This window comes from Polaromonas vacuolata (genome assembly GCF_012584515.1).
GTDB classification, from domain to species: Bacteria; Pseudomonadota; Gammaproteobacteria; order Burkholderiales; family Burkholderiaceae_C; genus Polaromonas; species Polaromonas vacuolata.
In genome coordinates, this window is the sequence record NZ_CP051461.1 from 526,971 (window position 1) to 552,647 (window position 25,677).

A 25,677-nucleotide genomic window follows, 5' to 3' on the forward strand; every position below is an offset into this window, starting at 1 on the left:
ATCACAAAACACTAGTTGTTCTCGCAACTTACTTAAAGCGAAACAAATAACACAATTTTATCTTTTTAGAGTTTGACCGTTGGCGCTAATTTGAAATTAACGCTAGGTTTTTAAGGAATTGAATCCAATAAACACAATTAAGCGTATCCAAATTTCTTCTTGTTTCTTGTTGAGAAACTCGTTGTTTTAGGCGTTTAGACGTAGGACTTACTCATAAAGGTGTAACCAAACGGTGAGGTGTTTATGGCGTTTGGCCAAACGCATATGCCTTATGAAGCAGGAATGTCAGCACGGGTCCCAACAACATAACCAGAGCTAAGCCCACGAGATAGTGCCAACCCATGGCTTGCGCAAGTGCAGCAAAAAATACGGTGAGTGCCAAGCTCAGCAAAGATACCAAGAGAAACCGCCAGTAAAGAAACAGACTTGGACGTCTCTTGTAGGTAAAGAAAGAATTGGCGAAAAAAGAAAATGTATTGGCCAGACCAAAGCCAATAATATTTGCCGGTATGGATGTAGTGAGGGCTTTTTCCATCAGGCTGATAACCGTCACAGAATGTAGCAAGGTATTGGCAATACCGATCACGCCAAATATTAAGGGTTCGCGATAAGCCGGTGAAAGTTTATTAAAAAAATTAATCATCAATCGGATGCTCTTGTCTAACGACATAAACCGGACGCCGTTTGACTTCGCTGTAGATGCGGCCAATATATTCTCCCAAGACGCCAATGCCAATCAATTGAACGCCACCGAAGAACAAAACTGCCACCATTAAGGAGGCATAGCCAGGCACATCGACGCCATAGACCAGCGTCTTGATGATGATGATTGATGCGTAGAGCAGTGCGATAGCCGACGAAAAAACACCTAAATAAGTCCAAATACGTAAAGGCGCGGTACTAAAACTGGTGATGCCTTCCAGTGCAAAATTCCACAGTTTCCAAAAATTAAAACTAGAGGCACCTTGAAGTCGTGGCTCAACGTCGTAGTCAATCGTCACGCTACGAAAACCTACCCAAGCAAACAAGCCCTTCATGAATCTTCTGCTCTCAGGTAACTGCTTTAGGATGACGACTACTTTTCTATCCAAAAGACGAAAGTCACCCACGTTGGGTGGAATATCTATATCTGAAATTAGGTTGTGAATTTGGTAGAAAAAATTTGCCGACAGCTTTTGTATGCGGCCATCTGTTGCACGGCTTTTGCGTCTAGCCAATACGACCTCAGCACCCTCACGCCACTTGGTCAGCATTTCTATGATTAATTCGGGGGGGTGCTGTAAGTCTGTATCAATCGGAATAACGGCGTCACCACTCGCACGTTCAAGGCCGGCGGTTAATGCCGCTTCTTTGCCAAAGTTTCTAGAAAAATCAACTATATGCACATAGCCATAGTGTTCGCGCGCATCTATCAATGCGTCTAAGGTTGCGTCACGACTTCCGTCGTTGATGGCAATTATTTCAAAACGGTAATCGGGTAACTTGGAGAAAACTGCGGCTACGCGTTCAAAAAATATTTTTGTGCCAGCTGCTTCGTTATAAAACGGAGCTATCAAAGAAACAAGTGTCGTCACGTTTTCACTCCATTTGCTATAAGAGTAAAAAGTTTTTTAATAGATGACGCATTAGTTTTTACATACGAATTAATCGGCGTGTTTTTTAATTGAACTCTAATATTTTTCATACTCTTTAAGCAAAACGATAAAAAATAAAGCTGGAGACATTACTGATGAATAAAGAGTTTGAATTTGATGGTATCAATTTAAAAGTCCAGCTGGTAGTACAAAGCGGCCGTCAAGTTCAATGACCTTGGAACGGTAATTCAGTGGAACATATTTCAACCCAGCAATCTCTGGGAAAACATAAAGTGTTTTTGGATCGTAATGTCCGTCTGCAAGTCGGTTAGCTTCACCTTCTATGTAAGTTTCTGTGCTGGCTGTACTGGTTCGGGCTAGATGCGCTGCATTAGTCGCTAAGTGGTGGTGTGCAGCAAGATTGGCGAAGGGGATATAAATTTTCTCCATAGGAGGATGGGGAGGAATTACGATGAGGCGCTTTGCTGCACTGGCTAATTGCGCCCATTGTTGATCCTTCAGTGGTGTCTGCCACGCCATGCGCTGGCTCATTAAACCATTGAGCTCATGGTATTTTTTGCTTTGGTCTGTAAATTGAAGTAGTAGCCCTGCACCAATAACAACGAGTGCTGCGCGGTAAGGGAGCTTGCGAATGAGAATCGCGATGATGACAAAATTAAGCAGGTAAAACAGTGGCCAGCCTAAGCGACCACTAGCGCGGAAAATTGAAAGAATTTTGATCAGAAATTGAGGCAATGGAAAAGTAACCAGATGGATGTTGCCAAGCATGACTTTGTTAGATAAGGCAAGAATCCAAAATAGTGTCACAACAACTATCAGTGGCCAATATTTTTTCAACAGAGGCTTTAAAGTCGGTTCAACTGCTGATAGTTGGAGTGCAAAGGCAACTGCAGCGAGCACAATCATTCCTGCGCCTAAATACAGAAATCCTTCGTACTGCCCAAAGGGATTGAAATCCTCATTAAATGTATTTTGCGTAAGGAAACGAGAGGCGCTGAAAATGGGGTCAAACAGGGAGAGGATGTTCATGGAGAAGTAGCCGTAGCCTTCGGCCGCCAGTCCGCCTTGACCGCTAAAAGATCCTGCGGACCAAAGTAGTCCTATTACTACAGCAAATATGCCGGTGGTTTCGCGTAGTAATTGCATCAGTGTTTTGTCGCGCTTGACTTGCAATGCGCTAACAGCACTTGCAGCGAGTAGTCCTAACACCATTAATAATAGGTAAGGATGGCTAAGTGCCGCTATAGCACTCCAAGTGAGCCAGCGTGGCCAGCTCCAACCACGCAAATAGGTATCAATCCCCGCTATTAGCAGCCAATGCGCCATAAGTGATTCATGTCCATGGCCGCGAAAAAGTAAAGGCGGACTCAGAATAAAGAATCCTGCGCCCATCAGGCGCAGCCATGTTCGGTCTGTCAGCGTGGCGAGCAGCCGCAAACCAAAAAACCCAATCAGTACATAACAGGCCAGCATCCATGCGCCGAAATACTGAAACGTATTTGGCAGCCATGTTGAGAAGGGTTTGAGCAGCAGGGCTAGTAGTGGAATGGCGTCGGTGAAAGCCAAAGCGGTCCCGTCTGGTATGCCAAGACCTAAAATGCGACCGGGTGGAAACTGCCAAGATTCATTGCGAAAGAATTGCCAGCCAAGGTAGTGTTGTGCCGGGTCGCCAGACAACATCCATGCGGTGGCTTTGGGATCGAGAATTTGCCAGCCGAACACATAAAGAAAAAAAAGCGTTGCTGCCAATATGACGAGCGCGCTTTCTACAAGTTTGGGCGTGGGGTGCGCGTTACCGTAGGCTCGGGTGTGCATGTGTATAGAAGTGGTGGTTGCGACTTGATTTGACTGTTGCCAGTTTAAAAAAATGGTTGGCAGAACAAGTTGAATACTTGATGTACAAATCTTATCGCACCAAGCCAGTGTTTTTTAATGCCCGAACTACGGACAGATGAGTGTGACCCCTTTGGCTTAAAGGAGTTCGTGCATTGTCTCTGGTGTGTTCAATATCAGCTCAGCGCTAAACGGCGCTGCCAAATGCAATTGAACCGATTGCTTTAGTTCGTTGCGTTTGGAGCGGCGTGCTTTGCTCGCATAAGTTTTAACATTCGTAGCAAGGCCTCTCTTGTTACAGACGCATTTTTTTATGAAATGAATTAGTGGAAATTGCCGTCGAGAAGAACTTAAGCTAGTTCAGCTATTTACCTTTTGCTGCGTGACGTTGAAAGTAAGACTACTGCTGTAGTGCTATTGCAAGTCGTCGATAGTGACTGGTTTAGATGGCGCAATCGTAAGACTACTTATTAATACTTGGGTGGCTTGATCACGACATCTAAACCTGCTGCGACCGTCAACGCCACGAATCCCGATGTGCCATGAGAATTTTCAGTCGGATCGATGTGACCTTTAAATCTTTTTCAGCCAAACGCTTGAGCATGACTGGCAACAATTGGCGAATTTTTGCTGCGGCTGCGCTGCCGCTGACTAATAAACACCAACTCCCGCCGTCGATAGGGCCGGCCTTCACGGAAGGGCGTAGCGCTTGTGGGATGAGCGACTCAATCGCGCTAAGCCTGGCGTTGGACTCTTTAACTAGCGCGGCTAGGTGACCTAGGCTGGGGGACTTTTGTACGGCTTGGTGGGCCGTCATCACTTGCATGGCGGCGCCGGTCTTGCCGGGGCGAATGTAGCTGTTCATGGCAGTGGGTTTTGACCGGCTTGGATCACAAAGGGTTTATAAATAATTTGAGGCATTTCATTATCATGGATTGGTCTTTCAAGCTCGCTTCTTGCTTCTTGCTTCTTCTTGCTGATCCGTGCCGTGCCATACCGATTTTTGCCTCGCCTAGTGAAGACGTTTATGCCGCGTGAGCGAGCTGCTAGCCTTTCAAGCCGCGTGACGTCGCGGTGGTGCTGGTCTTGAGTTGTTTATTATTTACTTGTTCTTAACGTTGTCTTTGCTGAAAGAGGGCAATAAAAAGTTATTTGCGGCAACTATGCATCTACCTTGGGCAAAGCGGTGCTGCGCAGAAGGTTAAACTCCCACGATATTGCAGACGCTTGAACTTTGACGTGCTGCCCATACCTGAATCGAATCAATAAGGGATTTCGGCCGCGTTGTTAGCTCGGGGAGCTGCAAGGCGGTCTTGCATTTATGGCCTCCAACATTCTCACTTCAATCTTTGGCAGCCGCAACGACAGGCTGCTTAAAACATACCGTAAAACCATTGAGCGTATAAACGCGCTCGAACCTCAGTACGAGTTGCTCACGGACGACGAGTTGCGCGGTAAGACCGCTGAGTTTAAGGGCCGGGTAGGCGCTGGTGAGACGCTTGACGCGATTCTTCCTGAGGCCTTCGCTTTGGTGCGGGAAGGCAGTAAGCGCAGCATGAAAATGCGGCACTTCGACGTGCAAATGCTGGGCGGCATGTCGCTTCACCATGGCAAGATTTCTGAGATGGGTACGGGCGAAGGTAAGACTTTAACGTCAACCCTGCCGGTCTTTCTCAATGCACTGACCGGCAAGGGCGTGCATGTGGTGACGGTTAATGACTATTTAGCCAGTCGAGATGCGCGCTGGATGGGGCGTCTTTACAGCTTTTTGGGCATGACAGTGGGTATCAACCTGCCGAGCGTGTCACGTGAGGAAAAGCAAGCGGCTTACCAAGCCGACATCACTTACGGCACGAATAACGAATACGGTTTTGACTATCTTAGGGACAATATGGTCTACGAAGTGGCCGACCGCGTTCAGCGCGGTTTGAACTTCGCCATCATTGACGAGGTGGATTCGATTTTGATCGACGAGGCGCGCACGCCACTCATCATTAGCGGACAAGCTGAAGACAATACCGAGATGTATCTGGCCATGAACAAGGTCGTGCCCACCCTTACGCTGCAAGAAGGCGAAGCCGATCCACGTACTGGCGAAGGTGTGACCAAGCCGGGTGACTTCACCCTCGACGAGAAAACCCAGCAGGTGTTTTTGACCGAACAAGGTCACGAAAATGCTGAGGGCATACTCTATAAGCTAGGCCTGATACCCGAAGGCGCCACGCTTTATGACCCGTCGAATATTTCGCTGGTCCACCATCTTTACGCCGCGCTGCGCGCCAATCACCTGTATCACCGCGACCAACACTATGTGGTGCAAGACGGCGAGATCGTGATTGTGGATGAATTTACTGGGCGCTTAATGTCTGGTCGGCGCTGGAGCGACGGTCTACACCAAGCAGTTGAAGCCAAGGAAGGCGTCGCCATTCAGGCTGAGAACCAGACGCTGGCGTCGATTACTTTTCAGAACTATTTCCGCCTCTACGCCAAGCTCTCGGGCATGACCGGTACGGCTGATACTGAAGCTTATGAGTTTGCTGAAATCTACGGTTTAGAGACCACTGTGATTCCGCCTAACCGCAAAAGTCAGCGTGGCGATCAGTTAGATCGCGTCTACAAAACCACCAAAGAAAAATACGACGCAGCGATCACGGATATACGCGAATGCTACGAGCGTGGCCAGCCAGTTCTGGTGGGTACGACCTCGATTGAAAATTCGGAAATCATTGATGAGTTACTGATTAAGGCCAACTTGCCGCATCAGGTGCTCAACGCCAAGCAACACGCACGCGAGGCGGATATCATCGCCCAAGCCGGTCGTTCCGGCATGATCACCATCGCCACCAACATGGCTGGCCGCGGCACTGATATTGTGTTGGGCGGTAATCTTGAAAAACTCACTGAGCCAGTAACGTCTGACGAATCGTTGGACGAGGCGGTAAAAGCGGCTGAAGTCGTTAAGCTAAAAGAGCAGTGGAGCGCCGAGCACGAAAAAGTCAAGGCTCTGGGTGGCCTGCGCATCATCGCGACAGAGCGGCACGAGTCGCGCCGCATCGACAACCAGTTGCGCGGCCGTTCGGGTCGTCAAGGTGACCCAGGATCTTCCCGCTTCTATCTCAGTCTTGATGATCCGTTGATGCGAATTTTTGCCGGTGACCGCGTTAAGTCCATCATGGATAGATTGAAAATGCCCGAAGGCGAGGCCATAGAAGCCGGCATCGTCACGCGCAGTATTGAGTCGGCCCAGCGAAAAGTTGAAGCGCGCAACTTTGATACCCGCAAGCAATTGCTGGAGTACGACGACGTTGCCAATGACCAGCGCAAGGTGATCTACCAGCAGCGCAACGACATCATGGATGCCAGTAGTTTGCGCGAGCAAATCTCCTCCTTGCGTGAAGGCTGTTTTATCGACTTGACGCGCCAGTACGTGCCTTTTGAAAGCGTTGAAGAGCAGTGGGATATTGCCGGCCTAGAACGCGTCTTGCGCGATGAATGGCAGATAGTGCTGGAACTCGCCGACGAGATTGAAGGCTCTAGCGTGATCACTGATGAGGACATCTTAGAAAAAGTCGATAAGGCTGCGAATGCAGCGTTCGATGCCAAGGTTGCCGCTATCGGCGAAGAAAACTTTTTGCAGTTCGAACGCATAGTGCTGCTGCAAAGTATAGACACCCATTGGCGCGAACACCTGAGCTCGCTCGACTATCTGCGCAAAGGCATACATCTGCGCGGCTACGCGCAAAAGCAGCCCAAGCAGGAATACAAACGCGAAGCTTTTGAGCTTTTCGGCCAGTTGCTTGACAGCGTTAAAAACGATGTAACCAAGATTTTGATGACGGTCAAAGTGCAGTCGGCTGACGAGTTAGGTCAAGCTGCTGCGGCAATGGAAAACCGTGCTGAAAACATGTTTAACGTCAGCTATAGCGCGCCTAACGAAGACGGCGATGCGCAAATTCAAGATGAAGACGACCCACGTCAAAAGCCGCTGCCCGTGGGTACGCCAACTGTCGGCCGCAACGAGGCTTGCCCTTGCGGCTCGGGCAAGAAGTTCAAGCAGTGCCACGGCAAGCTTAATTAAAATTTAAAACTTAAAAAATCGGCCGCACTTGCGGCCTTTTTAATTCTGGAGCATCTCTATGGCTGTCAACCTCATCGCCACGCCTGCCGCCAATCTTTATCCCGTTGCCGGTCTGCGCTGGGGCATTACCCAAGCCGGTATCCGTAAAGCGGATAGGAAAGACCTCGCCGTGCTGTTGTTAGACCCCGGCGCATCGGTCGGTGCAGTCTTCACACAAAATCGTTTTTGTGCGGCACCAGTACAAATTTGCCGTGAGCATTTGGCGCAAAATAACGGCGCTAGCCACGGCATACAAGCCATGCTAATTAATACTGGCAATGCCAATGCTGGCACGGGCGCAGATGGTCTGGCGCGCGCACATGCCTGCTGTATTGCGCTGGCGCGGGCGCTCAATTTGTCGCCTGAACAAGTCTTGCCTTTTTCGACCGGTGTGATCATGGAGCCGCTGCCGAATGACCGCATCGCCGCCGGACTTGACGCAGCCCTTGCGGACGCCAAGTTAGACAACTGGGCCAACGCAGCCGAAGCCATCATGACCACAGACACGGTGGCCAAGGCTTTTTCGCGGCGTATCACGTTGGCGGGTAAAACCGTGACGATTACCGGCATCAGCAAAGGCGCTGGCATGATACGGCCGAATATGGCCACCATGCTGGGCTTTTTGGCGACCGATGCTTGCATTGACCAACGCTTGATGGCGCAGTTGGCTAAAAAGCTGGCGGAGGGATCTTTTAATCGTGTGACGATTGATGGCGACACCTCAACCAACGATTCCTTTGTGGTGATCGCTACCAATCAAGCCGAACACGCCAGCATCACTTCGCTCGACAGCCAAGACGGTCAAGCCCTGTTTGCCGCCATGCTCGATATCGCCAAGCAACTGGCCCAAGCGATTGTGCGCGACGGCGAAGGCGCGACCAAATTCATCACCGTAGCGGTTGAAGGCGGCAAAACCGAAGCGGAATGCCGATTGGTAGCCTACGCCATCGCCCATTCACCGTTGGTGAAAACTGCATTTTTTGCCAGTGATCCCAATCTCGGCCGAATTCTGGCCGCCGTCGGCTATGCCGGGATTGATGATTTAGACCAGACCAAAATCGACCTTTATTTGGATGATGTGTTGGTCGCTAAAGACGGTGGCCGTTTCATTGATTACCAAGAAGCTGATGGCCAGCGTGTGATGGCGCAAAGTGAAATTAACGTGCGCGTGCTACTAGGCCGCGGCCAAGCCAGTGACACGGTGTGGACTTGTGATTTGTCTTATGACTACGTCAAGATTAATGCGGATTACCGCAGCTAAATTGCAGCCACATCGCAGCCACATCGCAGCCACAACGAACTTGCATTGCTGCGACTCCAGAACCATTTAAAAACAAATCCTACGTATACCTATGAATGAACAGTTTGAACGCATGCTGGGACGCGTGGAGTCCTTGCTCACACGCATTGAATCGATATTGCCCCAGCCCTTGGGCGCGCCCGACTGGGCTAGCTCGATTGCCTTTCGTTACCGCAAACGCGGTGCCCACGGGCAGCTAGAGCCGGTGCGCCACATAGGCGCGATGGCGCTCGGTGAGCTGAAAGAAATCAATGATCAGAAAGAAAAAATTCAGCGCAACACTGAGCAGTTTGTTAACGGTCGGCCAGCCAATAACGTGCTGCTTACCGGTGCCCGCGGTACGGGAAAATCTTCATTGATTAAGGCTTGTTTGAACGCGTATTCGGCGCGCGGTTTGCGGCTGATAGAAGTTGATAAAGCCGATCTGGTTGATCTGCCAGACATCGTTGACGTGGTGGCAGACCGGCCTGAAAAATTCATCATTTTTTGCGATGACTTGAGCTTTGAAGAAGGCGAGCCGGGCTACAAAGCGCTTAAATCTATTCTCGATGGCTCAGTCGCCGCCGCCTCGCCGAATGTGCTGATTTACGCGACCAGCAACCGGCGCCACCTGCTGCCCGAATACATGGCGGAGAACATGACCTACACCCATACCGATGACGGTGAGGTTCATCCCGGTGAAGTGGTGGAAGAAAAAATTTCTTTGTCTGAACGCTTTGGTCTGTGGGTGAGTTTTTACCCTTTTAGCCAAGATGAATATTTAACCATTGCAGCGCAGTGGCTGTCATCTTTCGGCTTGGATGAAGCGGCAATTGCGGCTACGCGTCCGGCTTGTTTAGTCTGGGCTTTAGAGCGCGGCTCGCGCAGTGGCCGTGTCGCCTACCAATTTGCGCGCGACCACGTCGGCCGCATCGCTGCTTGATGACGAATAAGCCAGTGCTTGTTGCCGATGGCGAGTTGCCGCGTGAAGGCGGCGCAGCGCGCCCAGTCGTCGATGTCGCCGTCGGTGTGCTGCTGCGCCCTGACGGCAGTTTTTTACTCACCTCGCGGCCACCCGGCAAAGTCTATGAAGGCTATTGGGAATTTCCCGGTGGCAAACTCGAAGCGGGTGAGAATGTTGAGCAGGCTTTGCGGCGCGAGTTGCAAGAAGAAATCGGCATCACCATAGGCGCGGTACAAAGCTGGAAAGTCGAGTTGGTCGACTATCCGCATGCGTTGGTCAGGCTAAACTTTTGCAAAGTGTTTGACTGGAGTGGTGAGCTGCAAATGCGTGAAGGCCAAGGCTTTGCATGGCAGAGTTTACCCGTCAGTGTGCAGCCGATTTTGCCTGGAACTGTGCCCGTGCTGGCTTGGTTTGCCGAGGAGCGCGGTCTGCCGGTGTAACTTTTTTTAGCCTGGTTTGTGAGTCGGTAAATGGGCTAATGCAAAGCGTTTTCTAACCTTTAAATTCCCAGTTTTTCACCGCACCCAAGACCGCATCTGGATAAGCTGACTTACCACGCGAGCCGTTGTAGCGGCCCAGTCCCATGAATAGATTGCCGTTTTCGCGGTCTAGGTAGTGGCGCAATATTACGCAGCCGAAACGCAGGTTGGTCTGCATATAAAACAGCTTGCCCGCATCGCCATCGCCAATCACCCGAGTCCAAAAAGGCATGACTTGCATATAGCCGCGCGCGCCGACTGGGCTGACGGCGAATTTGCGGAAATTGCTCTCGACTTGAATCAACCCCAGTACCAGCGCCGGATCTAGCCCCGCGCGTTTTGACTCGTACCAGACGGTTTGTAAAAATTCTTGGCGTATCTGGGGTTCGGGCTTTTTTTTCCTGAGTCTGTCGCTCATATTGCCCAGCCAGCGCAGGTAATGAATACGCTCTTCGGTACTGCGAAACTCTGGGCTGGGCGGCACATGGTTGGCGACTGCCGCGCTAAGCGCTGTACGTACCGAGTCAATCAAAGGCTCTTCGAGTTGCCCACCAGCCTCTGCTTGGCTAATGAGCAGACTGGGGGCTAACAAGCTGGTGAAAGCCTGTAGACATTTTCTTCGTGAGAGCGTAGGTATAACGCGGTTCTGTTTCATTGGCCTTTGGATTTGATTAAAGTCACTCAATGCGCAAAACTTTTATGCCAGACCTAATTTGGTTTTAAGAAAAGCCAGCGCCTCGCCGCTGGCGATTTGGCTGGACGCGCTATCCCTACGGTGCTGATATTCAATATGACCATCTTTCAGCCCACGGTCGCCAATCGTCACACGGTGCGGTATGCCGATTAACTCCCAATCCGCAAACATGGCGCCTGGGCGCTCGTTACGGTCGTCCAGTATCACGTCCACACCTGCGGCTAGCAAGTCGGCGTAGAGCTGGTCTGATGCTGTTTTGACGTCGGGAAACCGGTCTGGGCTGATCGGGCACAGCACCACCGTGAACGGCGCAATCGCGTCGGGCCAGATGATGCCGCGCTCGTCATGGTTTTGTTCGATGGCCGCGGCGGGCAGGCGTGTGATGCCTATGCCGTAGCAGCCCATTTCAAAAAATTGCGGCTTGCCGTTATCGCCCAGAAACGTCGCGTTCATGGCGCGGCTGTATTTGGTACCCAGATAAAACACATGTCCAACTTCGATGCCGCGCTCAATGGCTAATTCGCCCTTGCCGTCGGGCGATGCGTCGCCCACTACTGCGTTGCGCAAGTCGGCTACCAATGCTGGCTCGGGCAGGTCGCGCCCCCAGTTCACGCCGGTCATGTGAAAGCCTTCTACGTTCGCCCCGCAGACCCAGTCAGCCATGACGGCGACGTCCCGGTCTACCAGCAATGTGACGGGTTTGAGCAGGTTGAACGGGCCTAGGTAGCCGGGCTTGCAACCGAAATGTTCTTCGATTTCGGTCAGGGTGGCAAAGCGAAAGCTTTTGTCCAAGCCGGGAATTTTTCCGACCTTGATCTCGTTCATGTCATGGTCACCGCGCAGCAGCAGCAGCCAGACGGTGGACTTGGCGATGCTGCCGTCTTCACCTAACTGGTCGGTCGCCAGAACTAAGGATTTGACGGTGGCTGACAACGGCATATCGAGTAGGGCGGCGACATCTGCGCAAGTCGATTTGTCTGGGGTTGCCGTTTTTGTCAAGGCTAAGCTCGGCTCAAGTCGGGGCTGGCTGGGCGCTAGCGCTTCGGCTTTTTCCATGTTCGCTGCGTAGTCGCTTTGCGGGCAGTAAACAATCGCGTCTTCACCGGTCGAAGCAATCACCTGAAACTCTTCGCTCAGGTCGCCGCCAATCGCGCCGCTGTCCGCCGCAACCGCGCGGTAACGCAAGCCAAAACGGTCAAAAATTCGGCGATAGGCTTGGGCCATGTTTTTGTAGCTGGCTTTGGCCGCTTCTGGACTCCGGTCAAAGCTGTAGGCGTCCTTCATGATGAATTCGCGCCCGCGCATCAGACCGAACCGTGGCCGACGTTCGTCGCGAAACTTGGTTTGTATTTGGTAGAAGTTTTTCGGCAGTTGTTTGTAGCTGCGAATGTCTTGGCGAATCACGTCGGTGATGACTTCTTCGCTGGTCGGTTGAACCACAAAGTCGCGTCCATGGCGGTCCTTGATGCGCAGTAGCTCTGGGCCCATTTGCTCAAACCGACCGGTTTCTTGCCACAACTCGGCGGGTTGAATCACCGGCATGCTCATCTCGATGGCACCGGCTTTGTTCATTTCTTCGCGAACAATCGCCTCGACTTTTCTCACCACCCGCAGGCCCATGGGCATGTAGTTATAAATGCCTGCGCCCAACTTTTTAATCATGCCGGCGCGCATCATCAGTTGGTGGCTGGCGATCTCAGCGTCTGCTGGGGCTTCCTTGAGGGTGGAGATAAAGAACTGTGAGGCTTTCATGGGCTTTTATTTCGGCTTTTATGCGGGGTTTGTGGGGCTACTGGCGATTGGCACAGTGCTGAGACGCGGATGAGTCCACTTCGCTGTGCATAATGGACTCAGTTTAAAAATTTTGAGGTTTGATTATGCTCGACCGGGACGGCTTTAGGCCCAACGTCGGCATCATCTTGCTCAACCAGAGAAGTCAGGTATTTTGGGGTAAACGCATACGTACTCACTCGTGGCAGTTTCCGCAGGGTGGCATTGATCGGGGCGAGCATCCCGAGCAAGCCATGTTCCGCGAGTTGCATGAAGAAGTCGGTCTGTTTCCGCAGCATGTTCACGTGCTGGCCAGAACCCGCGACTGGTTGCGTTATGAGGTGCCTGACCGGTTCATTCGCCGCGATGCGCGTGGACATTACAAAGGCCAGAAACAAATCTGGTTCTTACTGCAACTGGTCGGTCACGACTGGGACTTAAACCTGCGCGCGACGGATCATCCCGAGTTTGACGCTTGGCGCTGGAATGATTATTGGGTCCCGCTAGACGCAGTGGTTGAATTCAAACGTGGTGTGTATGAAATGGCCTTAACTGAGTTAGCGCGTTTCGTGCCGCGTGCGGATTTTCGACTAGACCTTCGACATAAACCGGCGCGCGACGGCTTGCCAACGCATTGTGGACCGAGCTTGGCGGTGGCTGCTGAACAGCACTTGCTGCGCAGCCGCATTGGTTCAGCTTTCGAGTTGCCGCCAGGCGCTACTTTTGACCCCGATCCGCAAACCAGTTTGGATGCGGAGATTCAGAATCAAATTAATAAATCATGATGTTTACACCTGGCTATAAGCCAATGTTCATTCTTGCCTTGCTCGTCGGCATGGCGCCTGCGCTGTATGCGGCTGAAATAGGCGAGAACCGATTTTCTGATGAGAAGGAGTGGAAAGAGTCCGAGGTGCCACCACCTCCTGCATTTGACCTGGCTAAGTTGCTGACTTTTCCCGGTTTTGTGAACTCTCCTTTTGTTTACGGCGTCGATCCAGCATCGGTTAATTTGTCACCTAGTGACGGCTTGGTGCGCTATGTGCTGGTGGCAAGTGTGCCGGGTGGGGCTAAAAACGTAATGTATGAGGCCATACGCTGCGCGACGGGAGAGTTCAAAACCTATGCCCGTCAGTTTTCCGACGGCGTGTGGCGTCAAAGCAGTGACCCGCAGTGGGAGTCTATGTTCGACGCGCCTTCCCGGCATGCGTTTTATTTTGCCCGCGCAGGTGCATGTGATTTGTCCTCGCCGCCCAGCTCGGTCAGGTCACTGGTTAACAAGCTCAAGAATCCAAGCGCTTTTCTTCGTTAATTAGCGGCATGAATGAGGTTTGCGAATGGGCTTTATGAAAGATACTTGGCTGACTCGATAACCGCACTGCTAGAGGCTTTCCTCACGCCGGTTAAAACGCGTTCATATAGCTTTAGCGCGTCAATACCAAATTAGTCCGATGCAACATTTCTGGCTCGGCAATATAGCCGAGTAACTTTTCAAATTCACTAGACGGCTTACGACAAATTAGTCTGGCTTCAGAGCTAGAGTAGTTGGCCAGTCCACGCGCGATTTCCGCGCCGCTCGCGTCTCTGACTGCGATCACATCGCCGCGGGAAAAATCACCCGATACGCGTGTCATGCCTATGGGTAGCAAACTCTTTCCTGCGTCGCGCAGCATGCTGGCCGCACCGTCGTCTACGCTGACCGAGCCGCGTAGCTGCAAGTGGTCGGCCATCCATTGTTTACGGGCTTGATTTTTTTGAGTTTGGGCTTGTAAAAATGTGCCTACAGCTTCGCCTTGGCTTAGGCGAATCAACGCCTGCGGCTCACGACCCCAGGCAATCACGGTAGAGGCGCCGGAGCCCGCTGCACGCTTGGCCGCCAGTATTTTGGTGATCATGCCGCCGCTGCCAATGCTAGAGCCCGCGCCGCCGGCCATGGCTTCTAGTGCAGGGTCACCCGCATTGGCTTGGTGCACAAAATAGGCGTTTGGGTCTTTGCGTGGATCGGCGCTAAAAAGGCCGCGTTGATCGGTCAATATGATTAGGGCGTCGGCTTCGACTAGGTTGGCCACTAAAGCGCCCAAGGTGTCGTTATCGCCAAATTTAATCTCGTCATTGACGACGGTATCGTTCTCGTTGATGACCGGCACTACGCCCAGCTGCAGCAAGGTGAGCAAGGTTGAGCGGGCATTCAAATAGCGCTCACGGTCAGCCAAGTCTGCATGGGTGAGTAGTACTTGGGCACTGCCTATGCCGTTTTCTCTGAGCTTGGTTTCGTACACCTGCGCCAAACCCATCTGACCGACGGCGGCAGCGGCTTGTAACTCGTGTATGGCTTTAGGCCTGACGGCCCAGCCCAAACGCTTCATGCCTTCGGCAATTGCACCGCTGCTGACCATTATGACTTCGCGCCCATCTTTGACCAAAGCTGCGAGTTGTTCGCACCATTGGCCGATCGCTGCGGCGTCTAGTCCACGGCCTTCATTGGTGACTAAGCTGGAGCCAACCTTGACGACGATGCGCTTGGCGTCGCGCAGCAGCAAAAAGGCATTTTTGTCTTGCATAGTCATCCGTGTGGTGGGCGTGAAAGAAGAAATCCAGGCGTCTTGCCGGTTGGTGCCGCGCCAGTAAGGCGCGGTCTTTAAGCTTCAAACTTTAGGCTTCGGGCGGCAGTTCAACAAAGCGTGGATCTATGTCTTCTTCTGGCTGCTCGCTGAGCTGAACTTTCTTCACATGTTGGTAAATCGTTTTGACCAGCAACTCGCAGCCTTCGCGTGTCAGTGCCGAGATCTCAAACACTGGACCTTTGAATTTAAAGCGCTTCACGAAGTCTTTGACCAGCGCTACGCGCTTGTCGTCGTCCACCATGTCAAGTTTATTGAGCACCAACCAGCGCGGCTTGTCGAACAAGGCTTCGTCGTATTTTTTTAGTTCGCCGACAATCGCTTTAGCTTGCGCGACTGGATCAACATTCTCGTCAAACGGAGCCATGTCCACCACATGCAGCAGCAAGCGTGTGCGCTGCAAATGGCGTAAGAATAAATGGCCTAAACCTGCGCCTTCAGACGCGCCTTCGATCAGGCCGGGCAAGTCGGCAACCACAAAACTTTGTTCTGGGGCGACGCGCACCACACCTAAGTTGGGGTGCAGCGTGGTGAATGGATAGTCAGCAATCCGCGGTCTGGCGTTGGAGACGGCGGAAATAAAAGTAGATTTGCCCGCATTAGGCATGCCCAGTAGACCAACGTCGGCCAGCACTTTAAGCTCTAACTTGAGACTTTTTCGCTCGCCTGGCCAGCCCGGTGTTTTGCTTCGCGGTGCGCGATTCGTTGAGCTCTTAAAGCGCAAATTACCGAAGCCGCCGTCGCCGCCTTTGGCGATCAGGACTTGCTCGCCTGGCACCAATAATTCAAACAAAGTTTCGCCGGTTTCAGCGTCTGTCAATATGCTGCCGACAGGCATTTTAAGGATGACATCGTCGCCTTTGGCGCCAAACATGTCCGAACCCATGCCGTGGCCGCCGTTGCGCGCGTCGTGGCGACGGGAGAAACGAAAGTCAACCAAGGTGTTGAGGTTGATGTCAGCGACCGCGTAGACGTGGCCACCACGTCCGCCATCGCCGCCGTTAGGGCCGCCGAATTCTTTGTACTTCTCGTGGCTAAACGAGACGCAACCTGCCCCACCATCGCCTGCTGCAATATCAATAAATGCTTCGTCTACAAATTTCATGGTGGGCTCGGTTGGGGTCTTGTGGGTTTTCTTTTGGCGAGTCCGCAAGGCAACTCGAAAAACCAATTTTACAAACTAAAAAGCCCCGACAGGTCGGGGCTTCGATGCCATCGAAGTGATCAGCTTACGCTGGTGTCACATTCACGGTGTGCTTGTTCAGCGAACCTTTGATGGCGAATGACACCGAGCCATGAACCAACGCATACAGCGTGTGGTCCTTGCCGATGCCAACATTCACGCCGGGGTGAAACCGGGTGCCGCGCTGGCGAACAATAATGCTGCCTGCATTGATAACTTCGCCGCCGAATTTCTTCACGCCGAGCATCTTGGGCTGTGAATCACGCCCATTTCGCGTAGAGCCGCCGCCTTTTTTCTGTGCCATTTTTCAATACTCCTTGGTACTTAAGCTGCAGCACCGGCAATAACGCCGATTTGCAGTTCAGTGTAGTTTTGACGGTGACCCTGGCGTTTTTGGTAATGTTTACGACGACGCATTTTGAAAATCGTCACTTTATCGTGTCTGCCCTGAGACAAGACAGTTACCGTAACAGTTGCACCTAGCACCAAGGGAGTTCCAACCGTGATTGAGCTGCCGATGCCGACAGCCAAAACCTGGTCAATAACAATCTCTTGGCCTACGTCCGCAGCAATCTGTTCTACTTTAATTTTTTCTCCAGTAGCAACTTTATATTGTTTGCCACCGGTTTTTATGACCGCGTACATGTAAGACCTCTTAAATTGAGTTTCTGCAGACGGATTTCCGCAGAGCCCAACATTCTAGCATGCACTTTGCCGCGTGTCGAATTTTGTATTCTCTCAGGGCTCCAAACTTGTCTTTGTAGGACTTGTTTCGCCCTCGGTTTGAGGCTGGGAGACCTTTCTATAATCCTGACTAAGCTCAATACCTGGACCTCCTTTTGTCTGCCAATTCAACAAGTACCGCCGCCGCACTCGCCCTTATTGCTGATGACATGCGCGGCGTGGACGCCGTCATAGAAATGCGCCTTCAGTCTGAAGTGCCGTTAGTCAGTCAGATTTCACACTACATCGTGGCCGCTGGCGGCAAACGCTTGCGGCCTTCTTTGATGCTTTTAATGTGCGGCGCGCTGGGTTACACCCATGAGCAGCGCTTTAATATTGCCGCGGTGATTGAGTTCATTCACACCGCTACCTTGCTTCACGACGATGTAGTTGATGAGTCAACTTTGCGGCGCGGCCGCGCTACAGCTAACGAGTCGTTTGGCAATCCTGCGAGCGTGCTGGTGGGCGACTTTTTATATTCACGGGCCTTTCAGATGATGGTTGATGCGGGCGACATGCGCATCATGCGTACGCTGGCAGAGGCCACCAACGTGATCGCTGAGGGCGAAGTGTTGCAGCTCATGAATATGCATGACGCAGACCTGTCCGAGGAGGCTTACCTGCGTGTGATTCGCTCTAAAACCGCGAAGTTGTTCGAGGCCAGTGCTAGGCTCGCCGCTTTATTGGCCAAGTCGTCCCCAGAAATCGAGCAAAGCTGTGCTGAGTTTGGCCAAGCACTGGGCACCGCCTTCCAAGTCATAGACGATGTGCTTGATTACGACGGCGACGTACCTGAGATGGGTAAAAATTTAGGCGACGATTTGCGCGAAGGTAAGGTGACCTTGCCGTTGATAGTGGCCATGCAACGCGGAACAGAGGCGGAGCGTAATTTGATTCGTCAAGCCATAGAAACCGGCGGTACCGAGCAGATGGCGCAGATTATTGCCATTGTGCAAAACACCGGTGCATTGCAAGCTACACGCGCCGCTGCTGCTTCTGAGGCTCAGCGCGCAATAAACGCGTTGGCCGGTTTGCCGCTAAACCCATACAGTCAAGGTTTGCATAGCTTGGCGTCGCAATTGTTGGCGCGTCGCTCATAAGATTTTCTCGGGCGCTTTGGCCTGCTGATTGTCTGCTCTGCTGTGTTCTATTTCTGCGGCTTCTATAGCCCTGCCACGCCTTAATGTGTTACGCTATTGTAAACTCTTTGCGGTTGCCATTTGACGCTTTTCGTCTCAATAAAACACAGTCTTTAGATTGTTGCGAATTTGAAATGATTAGCAAAACTGCATGAGTAGGTGTTTTAAATTTAAACATTTTGCAATATTGCCGCGGTATTTCTGGTTAAGATCCGCTTTTATATGGCCACTGCAGACTCTGCGATCAATGAAATTTCTTCCATGGCTTTGCCTGGTTTGGGCCGCGCACTGGTGGTGGCCGGGAAGATTGGTCAGCGCGCGGCGGAAGATATTTTTGCCAAAGCTAAAAACAGTCGCACCAGTTTTATCGCCGAGCTGACCGGATCAGGTGTTGTTTCCCCTTTCGATTTGGCGCACATCATGTCGCAGGCTTTTGCCGCGCCTTTGCTCGACCTTGATGCGGTAGACATCATGCGTTTGCCGCGGGATTTGCTGGATGCCAAAATCTGCCAGACTTACCGCATCGTTGTGCTGGGTAAGCGTAACAACCGCTTAATTGTGGCGACGGCCGATCCCTCCGACCAAGATGCCGCTGAAAAAATCAAATTTTCTACGCAGCTAGGCGTGGACTGGATTATTGCGGAGTACGACAAGCTCTCGCAAATGCTGGCGGCGTCTAGTGCTACCGCCACACAAGCAATGGACAAAATCATTGGTGATGATTTTGAATTTGATGAATCCACCATTGAAAGCATCACAGACACAACTGACCCTAGTGTGTCCGAAGTCGATGACGCTCCAGTGGTTAAGTTTTTGCAAAAAATGCTGCTTGATGCATTCAGTATGCGAGCTTCTGATTTGCATTTCGAACCGTTTGAACACAGCTATCGGGTCCGGTTTAGGGTTGATGGCGAACTGCGTGAAATTGCCTCGCCGCCGGTGGCGATTAAAGAAAAGCTGGCCGCTCGCATCAAGGTAATTTCTCGGCTAGATATCTCTGAAAAACGCGTGCCGCAAGACGGCAAGATGAAGTTGAAAATTGGGCCAGACCGGGTGATCGATTTTCGCGTCAGCTCCTTGCCCACTATGTTTGGCGAGAAAATCGTGATTCGTATTCTCGACCCTAGTAGCGCCAAACTAGGCATTGATGCGTTGGGCTACGAGCCGATTGAAAAAGCCCGTCTGCTGCAAGCGATCGGCCGACCCTACGGCATGGTGTTGGTCACCGGGCCGACGAGCTCGGGCAAAACGGTTTCGCTTTATACCTGCCTGAATATTTTGAATAAGCCGGGCGTGAATATTTCCACCGCAGAAGATCCGGCCGAGATCACCATGCCTGGCGTGAACCAAGTCAGCATGAATGAAAAAGCAGGCATGACATTTCCGGTTGCGCTCAAGGCATTTTTGCGCCAAGACCCAGACATCATCATGGTGGGCGAGATTCGCGACATCGAAACGGCAGACATTTCCATCAAGGCCGCGCAGACCGGTCACTTGGTGTTGTCAACTCTGCACACCAACGATGCGCCCACTACTTTGACGCGTATGCGCAATATGGGCATAGCGCCTTTTAATATCGCCTCTAGTGTGATTCTCATTACTGCTCAGAGACTGGCGCGTCGACTCTGCACCAACTGCAAGATGCCAACAGATATTCCGCGTCAAACCTTGCTCGAAGCGGGCTTTCAGGAAGACGATGTCGATGGCAGCTGGACACCTTACCGGCCGGTAGGTTGCTCTACGTGCAACAACGGCTACAAAGGGCGGTTTGGCATTTATCAGGTGATGCCTATCACTGAAGAAATTCAACGCATTATTTTGCGCGACGGCAGTGCACTTGAAATCGCCGCGCAGGCTGAATCTGAAGGTGTCAGAAGCTTGCGTCAGTCGGGCTTATACAAAGTCAAGCTTGGTATGACTTCGCTAGAAGAAATCTTAGGTTGTACCAATGTCTGAGGTTTTTGTAATGGCATGGCGTCAACACAGACCTTTCGTCTGAAGTTTTTTTGAATCAAAGTTCAGCGCTTAAACGGGGGTACACATGGCAACAGTTGCATCCAAGGGAATTCAAGAGTTTGTCTACGAATGGGAAGGCAAAGATCGTGCCGGTAAGCCTGTGCGGGGAGAAGTTCGTGCTGCCGGTGAGAACCAAGTCAAGGCGTCTTTGCGACGTCAAGGCGTGTTGGCGACTAAGATTAAAAAGCGCCGTATGCGCTCGGGGAAATCCATCCGGCCCAAGGATATTGCGATTTTCACGCGACAACTCGCCACCATGATGAAAGCCGGCGTGCCCTTGCTGCAGTCGTTTGATATCGTTGGCCGCGGCAATCCAAATGCCAGTGTGACCAAGCTGCTCAACGATATTCGCTCGGATGTTGAAACCGGTACCTCGCTAAGCGCGGCCTTTCGAAAATACCCACTGCATTTCAATTCCTTGTATTGCAATTTGGTCGAGGCCGGTGAGGCCGCTGGTATTTTGGATTCTTTGCTAGAGCGTCTAGCTGTTTACATGGAAAAAACTGAGGCCATCAAGTCCAAGATCAAGTCCGCGCTGATGTATCCAATCTCTGTGGTGCTGGTGGCTTTTGTGGTTGTGGCGGTAATCATGATTTTCGTCATACCAGCTTTTAAAAGTGTGTTTTCTTCGTTTGGCGCGGACCTGCCTGCGCCTACCTTGATGGTTATCGCCTTGAGTGAATTTTTTGTTGCCTACTGGTGGTTGATTTTTGGCGGCTTGGGTGGTGGCTTTTATTTTTTCATGCAGGCTTGGCGGCGTAGTCCCAAGATGCAAAGAGTCATGGATCGATTGGTGCTCAAGCTACCGGTGTTTGGCTCGCTGATTAATAAATCCTGCATCGCGCGCTGGACCCGTACGCTCTCGACTATGTTTGCCGCTGGCGTGCCTTTGGTCGAGGCGCTTGACTCGGTAGGCGGCGCTTCTGGTAATTCACTCTACGCTTACGCGACTGAAAAAATTCAGCAGGAAGTCTCTACTGGCACCAGCTTAACGGCGGCCATGTCGAATGCCAATTTGTTTCCGACCATGGTGTTACAGATGTGCGCGATTGGGGAAGAATCCGGATCGGTTGACCACATGCTGGGTAAAGCCGCCGACTTTTACGAGGCCGAGGTCGATGAAATGGTGGCCGGCTTGTCCAGTTTGATGGAACCCATCATCATCGTTTTTCTGGGCACAATAATTGGCGGCATTGTGGTTTCCATGTACTTGCCCATTTTTAAGCTCGGACAGGTTGTCTGAGTACGCATCTGGTTTTATTTTGCCAATTTGTTTGCTATGACAACGCCAGCTTCTTTTGATGATTGCCCGCTTCAGGCCTTGCCAGCTGACTTTGAACTTGCAGAGATGGCTCAGCATGAAACCCTCATTCTTGAGGCTTGGGCCGCGGCTGAAGGCTGGAACCCAGGCCTTAACGATTTGTCTTTGGCCTGGCGCGTTGCGCCTAATGCATTTATTGCGCTGCGCCATAAAAATGAACTGGTTGCGGGCGGCACTGTCATGGCTTATGACTCGGGCCAGTCAGGCTTTATGGGTTTATTTATTGTGCGCAAAGACTATCGTGCGCGTGGCTTGGGTGGCTTGCTTTGGCACTATCGTTTAAAAGTCTTGTGTCAGCGCCTTTTGCCTGATGCACCTATTGGCATGGACGGTGTGCTGGAGATGCTGCCGTTTTATCAGCGCGGCGGTTTTGTTTTTTCGCATTTTGACTGTCGTTATGAAGGCTTGGCTAAGCCTGACTCTGGCTCTGATTTTGTGGGTCACCTGCAAGCGCTGGCTCAAGTTCCCTTTGAGGTGTTGCTAGACTTTGATTCGCGTCATGTCGCGGGCCCACGCGAGACGTTTTTACGCGCTTGGGTGAATCAGCCCGGCAGCGTTGGTTTGGCGGACTATTCCGACCAGCAACTCAGGGGTTATGGGATGCTCAGAGCGTGCCGCCAGGGTTTTAAAATCGGCCCATTGTTTGCCGATTCGCTCGATACGGCAACAAAGCTTTTGTTCGCTTTGATGGCGCGCATTCCCGGTCAACCGTTGGCCTTAGACGTTCCCGATTGCAATCCGGCCGCTCTTGCTTTGGCTGAGCATGCTGGACTGCGCAAAACGTTTGCCTGCGCCAAGATGTATCACGGGTCTATGCCCGACTTGCTACAGCAGCAAGTTTTTGGCGTGACATCTTTTGAATTTGGTTGATGCTTAGGTGGAACGGTATAGTTTGCTCAGTGATTACTTTTCAATAGGTTAATGGCAATGGATTTAGTTTTTTTTCTTCAACTACACCGTGAAGTGTTCGCTGCTTTGGCTGGCGTTTTCGGCTTGATGGTGGGTAGTTTTCTTAATGTGGTGGTCTACCGTTTGCCCAAGATGATGGAGCGCCAGTGGCTGGATGAATGCACCGATATGCTGGCGTCTCAAGACGGCGCCGCGCCGCCGGCATCAGCAACACAGCCGCCCGTGCGTTTTGACTTGATATTGCCAGCTTCCCGCTGCTCTAGTTGTGGTCACACCATCACGTGGTACGAGAATATTCCGCTGCTTAGCTATCTTGCTCTGCGCGGTAAATGTGCGGCTTGCAAGACCTCTTATGGTCTGCGTTATCCCGCGGTTGAACTCGCTTGTGGTTTGCTGTTTGCCTTTTGTGCTTGGCGCTGGGGTGCGAGCTGGACGGCGCTGGTTTGGTGTGGATTTTCCGCCGCCTTGCTGACGCTGGCGCTGATTGACTGGGACACCACGCTGCTTCCCGACAGCATTAATATGCCGCTGCTCTGGGCTGGTTTGATTGCGGCTGCGCTGCAACTAAACCCCTTGACCCATTTAACTGATGCGTTGTGGGGCGCGGTCGCAGGTTATATGTCTTTGTGGCTGGTGTACTGGGCTTTTAAGCTCGTGACCGGTAAGGATGGTATGGGACAAGGTGACTTCAAACTTTTCGCCGCGTTAGGCGCTTGGTTTGGTTGGACAGCTTTGGTGCCCATCATCTTGATGTCCTCAGTGATAGGTTTGTTGATAGGTTTGGTCATGAAGTTTCGCAGTAATTTGCGTCCCGGCGGCTACATTCCTTTTGGTCCCTTTTTGGCTGGCGCTGGTTTTACTGCTTTGATTTTTGGTCCACAGGCGATTTTGCGCACGGTTGGGCTTTAAGCCATGACGACTACACGGCGGATTGGTCTGACAGGCGGCATAGGCAGCGGCAAAAGTACGGTGGCCCGCCTGCTAGGGCAAGCCGGTGCCGTGATAGTGGACGCTGATGCGGTGTCACGTGAGATGACACTGGCCGGCGGACTGGCCATGGCGGCAATCGAGCAAGCGTTCGGCTCAGCTTTTGTGGCGCCGGATGGGGCGATGGCGCGGGGCTTGATGCGCCAGTTAGTTTTTGAGCAGCCGTCTGCGCGGCTTAGGCTGCAAGCGATTATTCATCCCTTGGTCGGGCAAGAGACCGCGCGTCAGGCCGAGCAAGCTGTTGCTGCCGGCGCTCGTTGCGTGGTGTTTGACATCCCTTTGCTGGTGGAGTCTGAGCACTGGCGCGCAAGGCTAGATCAAGTGTTAGTCGTCGATTGCCGTGAGGAGACCCAGATCGCACGCGTGCTAGGGCGCGAAAAGGCACTGGCAAATAAAGCTGGGCTGGATAGCGCTGGGTGGGACCGCGCTATGGTCGAAAAAGTCATGGCCGGACAAGCGAGCCGGGCAACACGACTGGCTGCGGCTGATGCATCAATTTACAATGATGACTTGTCTTTGACGGATTTGGCTACGGTTGTGAGCCAGATATTGCCGCGCTTGGGGCTATGATGAAATGTCTTAAATTAATGATTCTGTAAAAAAAGCGCCGTGATCCTTTACGAGTACCCTTTAAACGAACGCATACGCACCTACCTCCGGCTCGAACATTTGTTTCGGCGCTTGGGAGAGCTGACAACGCGTGAGCATCCTGTTGATCACCAATACGCCATCATCACCATATTTGAGGTGGTGGATGTGGTCTCCCGGGCCGACCTTAAAACTGACGTTCTCAAAGACCTTGAGAAGCAGAAGTTCACACTCAACAGCTACCGCGGCAACCCAGCTATCGCTGAGACGGTTCTCGATGACTTCACGCGCCAGCTCGATGACTGCTTTACTTCTCTGAGTGCGCTGTCGGGCAAAGCCGGCCAGCAACTGATTGATAACGATTGGCTCATGAGCATACGTAGCCGGGTAGCTATACCAGGTGGCACTTGCGAGTTCGACTTGCCGGCCTACTATGCTTGGCAGCACTTGGCACCCGTACTGCGCCAACAAGACTTGCAGCGCTGGTGCGCGCCCTTGGTGCCCTTGGCCGAATCGGTTCGAATTTTGTTGCAGTTGCTACGCGACGCCGGTGTGGCACAAAAAGTCATGGCCCAAAACGGACAGTATCAGCAAAACTTGCCGCAAGGACGAAGTTTTCAGTTGCTACGTCTGCGTATCGATGCGGCTCAGGGTTTGATACCCGTCATCAGCGGCAATCGCCTGATCGCCTCTGTGCGGCTCATGCGCCAACAAGCCGATGACCGCCTGCATGCCAGCACAGAGGACGCCACGTTTGATTTGACGCTGTGTTCTTGACACCTAAGTATTGCGCGCCATGAAGCCCATAGAACACAAAAAAATTGTTGCTTGCCCCTGCTGCAAGGGCGAGAGCATTTATGCCCCGAGTAATTTATTCCGTCCGTTTTGCAGCGCGCGTTGCAAAAACATGGATCTCGGTGCGTGGGCTAGTGAGAGCTTTCGCTTAGCCACTGAGCCGCCTGTCGATGACGACGGACAAGGTGAGTCTAGGCTGCAGTAATTGGGTTGACCGACTAGCCAAGCCTAGGGCAAACTTGGCGCGCCGTGATTTATCTTGACGGCAAAGTCTCTTCAGCCCTTTGTCTTATCTGGAGATAGGCGCCCATGATTTCATTTATTGCTGCAAGCATCTTGTTCACTTTTTCTATGACGGCTGCCAGCGTTAAAGCTTTCGCTGCGCCGACTTTTGAAACCGCCATGGTCACAGCCACAACCGAGCCAGCCCTGGCTGAAGCGAAGAAAAAAACAGTCAGGAAAAAGGTCGCCAGCAAACTTAAATCCAAAGGTGGGAACACCCGGTTTGAGCGTGGCTCAGAAGAAACTGTGGCCGAGCGCAGTGCAAGGCTTAAACGCGAATGCAAGGGCCGCGTTAATGCTGGGGCTTGTGCCGGTTATACAGACTAAGTTGCAAGTTTTAAAACAAGCAAATTAGTCGATGGCAATAAATAAGCCCGCGCTTTTA

At 52.0% G+C, this 25,677-nt stretch carries 25 protein-coding genes; 15 read left to right on the plus strand and 10 right to left on the minus strand.

Annotated features, from left to right (window positions below; all coding sequences use genetic code 11):
* Positions 1 to 241: 241 nt before the first annotated feature.
* The 4 genes from HC248_RS02540 to HC248_RS02555 form a co-directional block, all read right to left on the minus strand.
* On the minus strand, positions 242 to 643 hold the full coding sequence (locus HC248_RS02540; RefSeq protein ID WP_168921128.1) for a GtrA family protein: 402 nt from the start codon (positions 641 to 643) through the stop codon (positions 242 to 244).
* Positions 636 to 1,574 carry a glycosyltransferase family 2 protein gene (locus HC248_RS02545; RefSeq protein WP_168921129.1) on the minus strand — a complete coding sequence of 313 codons (939 nt, stop codon included), beginning with the start codon at positions 1,572 to 1,574 and terminating at the stop codon, positions 636 to 638. Before HC248_RS02545 ends, HC248_RS02540 begins: the two co-directional genes overlap by 8 nt.
* Before the next feature lie 183 nt (positions 1,575 to 1,757).
* Entirely contained in the window at positions 1,758 to 3,410 is a 1,653-nt protein-coding gene (locus HC248_RS02550) for a DUF6311 domain-containing protein (protein WP_168921130.1), read from the minus strand.
* A gap of 535 nt (positions 3,411 to 3,945) precedes the next feature.
* Entirely contained in the window at positions 3,946 to 4,293 is a 348-nt protein-coding gene (locus tag HC248_RS02555) for a hypothetical protein (RefSeq protein ID WP_238342698.1), read from the minus strand.
* A 456-nt stretch (positions 4,294 to 4,749) separates the two neighbouring features.
* Here HC248_RS02555 and secA point away from each other — a divergent pair, with 456 nt between their 5' ends.
* From secA to HC248_RS02575, 4 genes are all read left to right on the plus strand, one after another.
* On the plus strand, positions 4,750 to 7,506 hold the full coding sequence (gene secA, locus HC248_RS02560) for a preprotein translocase subunit SecA (RefSeq protein ID WP_168921131.1): 2,757 nt from the start codon (positions 4,750 to 4,752) through the stop codon (positions 7,504 to 7,506).
* Between the two features lie 58 nt (positions 7,507 to 7,564).
* Positions 7,565 to 8,806, plus strand: coding sequence for a bifunctional glutamate N-acetyltransferase/amino-acid acetyltransferase ArgJ (gene argJ / locus HC248_RS02565; protein WP_168921132.1), 1,242 nt, complete (start codon positions 7,565 to 7,567; stop codon positions 8,804 to 8,806).
* Positions 8,807 to 8,897: 91 nt separating this feature from the next.
* Positions 8,898 to 9,767 carry an ATP-binding protein gene (locus HC248_RS02570; protein ID WP_168921133.1) on the plus strand — a complete coding sequence of 290 codons (870 nt, stop codon included), beginning with the start codon at positions 8,898 to 8,900 and terminating at the stop codon, positions 9,765 to 9,767.
* Complete coding sequence (locus HC248_RS02575) at positions 9,767 to 10,228, plus strand: NUDIX domain-containing protein (protein ID WP_168921134.1); 462 nt, start codon at positions 9,767 to 9,769, stop codon at positions 10,226 to 10,228. The genes HC248_RS02570 and HC248_RS02575 overlap by 1 nt, the downstream gene beginning before the upstream one ends.
* Before the next feature lie 52 nt (positions 10,229 to 10,280).
* Here the strand turns inward: HC248_RS02575 and HC248_RS02580 are convergent, their stop codons facing one another.
* Complete coding sequence (locus tag HC248_RS02580; protein WP_168921135.1) at positions 10,281 to 10,922, minus strand: lytic transglycosylase domain-containing protein; 642 nt, start codon at positions 10,920 to 10,922, stop codon at positions 10,281 to 10,283.
* A 42-nt stretch (positions 10,923 to 10,964) separates the two neighbouring features.
* Positions 10,965 to 12,713, minus strand: coding sequence for a proline--tRNA ligase (locus tag HC248_RS02585; RefSeq protein ID WP_168921136.1), 1,749 nt, complete (start codon positions 12,711 to 12,713; stop codon positions 10,965 to 10,967).
* A 125-nt stretch (positions 12,714 to 12,838) separates the two neighbouring features.
* Here HC248_RS02585 and HC248_RS02590 point away from each other — a divergent pair, with 125 nt between their 5' ends.
* Both HC248_RS02590 and HC248_RS02595 read left to right on the plus strand, forming a co-directional pair.
* A complete protein-coding gene (locus tag HC248_RS02590) occupies positions 12,839 to 13,516 on the plus strand; it encodes an RNA pyrophosphohydrolase (RefSeq protein WP_168921137.1) in 678 nt (225 codons plus the stop codon).
* On the plus strand, positions 13,513 to 14,040 hold the full coding sequence (locus HC248_RS02595) for a CNP1-like family protein (protein WP_238342699.1): 528 nt from the start codon (positions 13,513 to 13,515) through the stop codon (positions 14,038 to 14,040). The genes HC248_RS02590 and HC248_RS02595 overlap by 4 nt, the downstream gene beginning before the upstream one ends.
* 112 nt (positions 14,041 to 14,152) lie before the next feature.
* On the opposite strand, the gene proB is transcribed toward HC248_RS02595, so the two are convergent.
* The 4 genes from proB to rplU all read right to left on the minus strand — a co-directional run bounded on the left by proB (position 14,153) and on the right by rplU (position 17,177).
* Entirely contained in the window at positions 14,153 to 15,289 is a 1,137-nt protein-coding gene (gene proB / locus HC248_RS02600; protein ID WP_168921138.1) for a glutamate 5-kinase, read from the minus strand.
* A gap of 91 nt (positions 15,290 to 15,380) precedes the next feature.
* The gene (cgtA, locus tag HC248_RS02605; RefSeq protein WP_168921139.1) at positions 15,381 to 16,454 is read right to left on the minus strand and encodes an Obg family GTPase CgtA; all 1,074 of its coding nucleotides are present in this window, start codon (positions 16,452 to 16,454) and stop codon (positions 15,381 to 15,383) included.
* Positions 16,455 to 16,578: 124 nt separating this feature from the next.
* Positions 16,579 to 16,836, minus strand: a complete 258-nt coding sequence (gene rpmA / locus HC248_RS02610) for a 50S ribosomal protein L27 (RefSeq protein ID WP_168921140.1) — start codon at positions 16,834 to 16,836, stop codon at positions 16,579 to 16,581.
* 20 nt (positions 16,837 to 16,856) lie between these two features.
* Positions 16,857 to 17,177, minus strand: a complete 321-nt coding sequence (gene rplU / locus HC248_RS02615; protein WP_168921141.1) for a 50S ribosomal protein L21 — start codon at positions 17,175 to 17,177, stop codon at positions 16,857 to 16,859.
* 194 nt (positions 17,178 to 17,371) lie between these two features.
* Between rplU and HC248_RS02620 the strand changes: the two genes are divergently transcribed.
* The 9 genes from HC248_RS02620 to HC248_RS02660 all read left to right on the plus strand — a co-directional run bounded on the left by HC248_RS02620 (position 17,372) and on the right by HC248_RS02660 (position 25,619).
* Entirely contained in the window at positions 17,372 to 18,355 is a 984-nt protein-coding gene (locus tag HC248_RS02620; protein ID WP_202882408.1) for a polyprenyl synthetase family protein, read from the plus strand.
* Between the two features lie 261 nt (positions 18,356 to 18,616).
* A complete protein-coding gene (gene pilB, locus HC248_RS02625; RefSeq protein WP_168921142.1) occupies positions 18,617 to 20,350 on the plus strand; it encodes a type IV-A pilus assembly ATPase PilB in 1,734 nt (577 codons plus the stop codon).
* A gap of 85 nt (positions 20,351 to 20,435) precedes the next feature.
* Positions 20,436 to 21,653 (plus strand): type II secretion system F family protein, encoded by a 1,218-nt coding sequence (locus HC248_RS02630; protein WP_168921143.1) that lies wholly within the window; start codon positions 20,436 to 20,438, stop codon positions 21,651 to 21,653.
* A 36-nt stretch (positions 21,654 to 21,689) separates the two neighbouring features.
* Positions 21,690 to 22,601, plus strand: coding sequence for a GNAT family N-acetyltransferase (locus HC248_RS02635; RefSeq protein ID WP_202882409.1), 912 nt, complete (start codon positions 21,690 to 21,692; stop codon positions 22,599 to 22,601).
* A 57-nt stretch (positions 22,602 to 22,658) separates the two neighbouring features.
* Positions 22,659 to 23,549 (plus strand): prepilin peptidase, encoded by an 891-nt coding sequence (locus tag HC248_RS02640; protein WP_168921144.1) that lies wholly within the window; start codon positions 22,659 to 22,661, stop codon positions 23,547 to 23,549.
* A gap of 3 nt (positions 23,550 to 23,552) precedes the next feature.
* A complete protein-coding gene (gene coaE, locus HC248_RS02645; RefSeq protein WP_168921145.1) occupies positions 23,553 to 24,197 on the plus strand; it encodes a dephospho-CoA kinase in 645 nt (214 codons plus the stop codon).
* Positions 24,198 to 24,236: 39 nt separating this feature from the next.
* Positions 24,237 to 24,992 carry a cell division protein ZapD gene (zapD, locus tag HC248_RS02650; protein WP_168921146.1) on the plus strand — a complete coding sequence of 252 codons (756 nt, stop codon included), beginning with the start codon at positions 24,237 to 24,239 and terminating at the stop codon, positions 24,990 to 24,992.
* Positions 24,993 to 25,011: 19 nt separating this feature from the next.
* Positions 25,012 to 25,215, plus strand: a complete 204-nt coding sequence (locus tag HC248_RS02655; RefSeq protein ID WP_168921147.1) for a DNA gyrase inhibitor YacG — start codon at positions 25,012 to 25,014, stop codon at positions 25,213 to 25,215.
* A 104-nt stretch (positions 25,216 to 25,319) separates the two neighbouring features.
* Complete coding sequence (locus tag HC248_RS02660) at positions 25,320 to 25,619, plus strand: hypothetical protein (protein WP_238342700.1); 300 nt, start codon at positions 25,320 to 25,322, stop codon at positions 25,617 to 25,619.
* Positions 25,620 to 25,677: the final 58 nt, after the last annotated feature.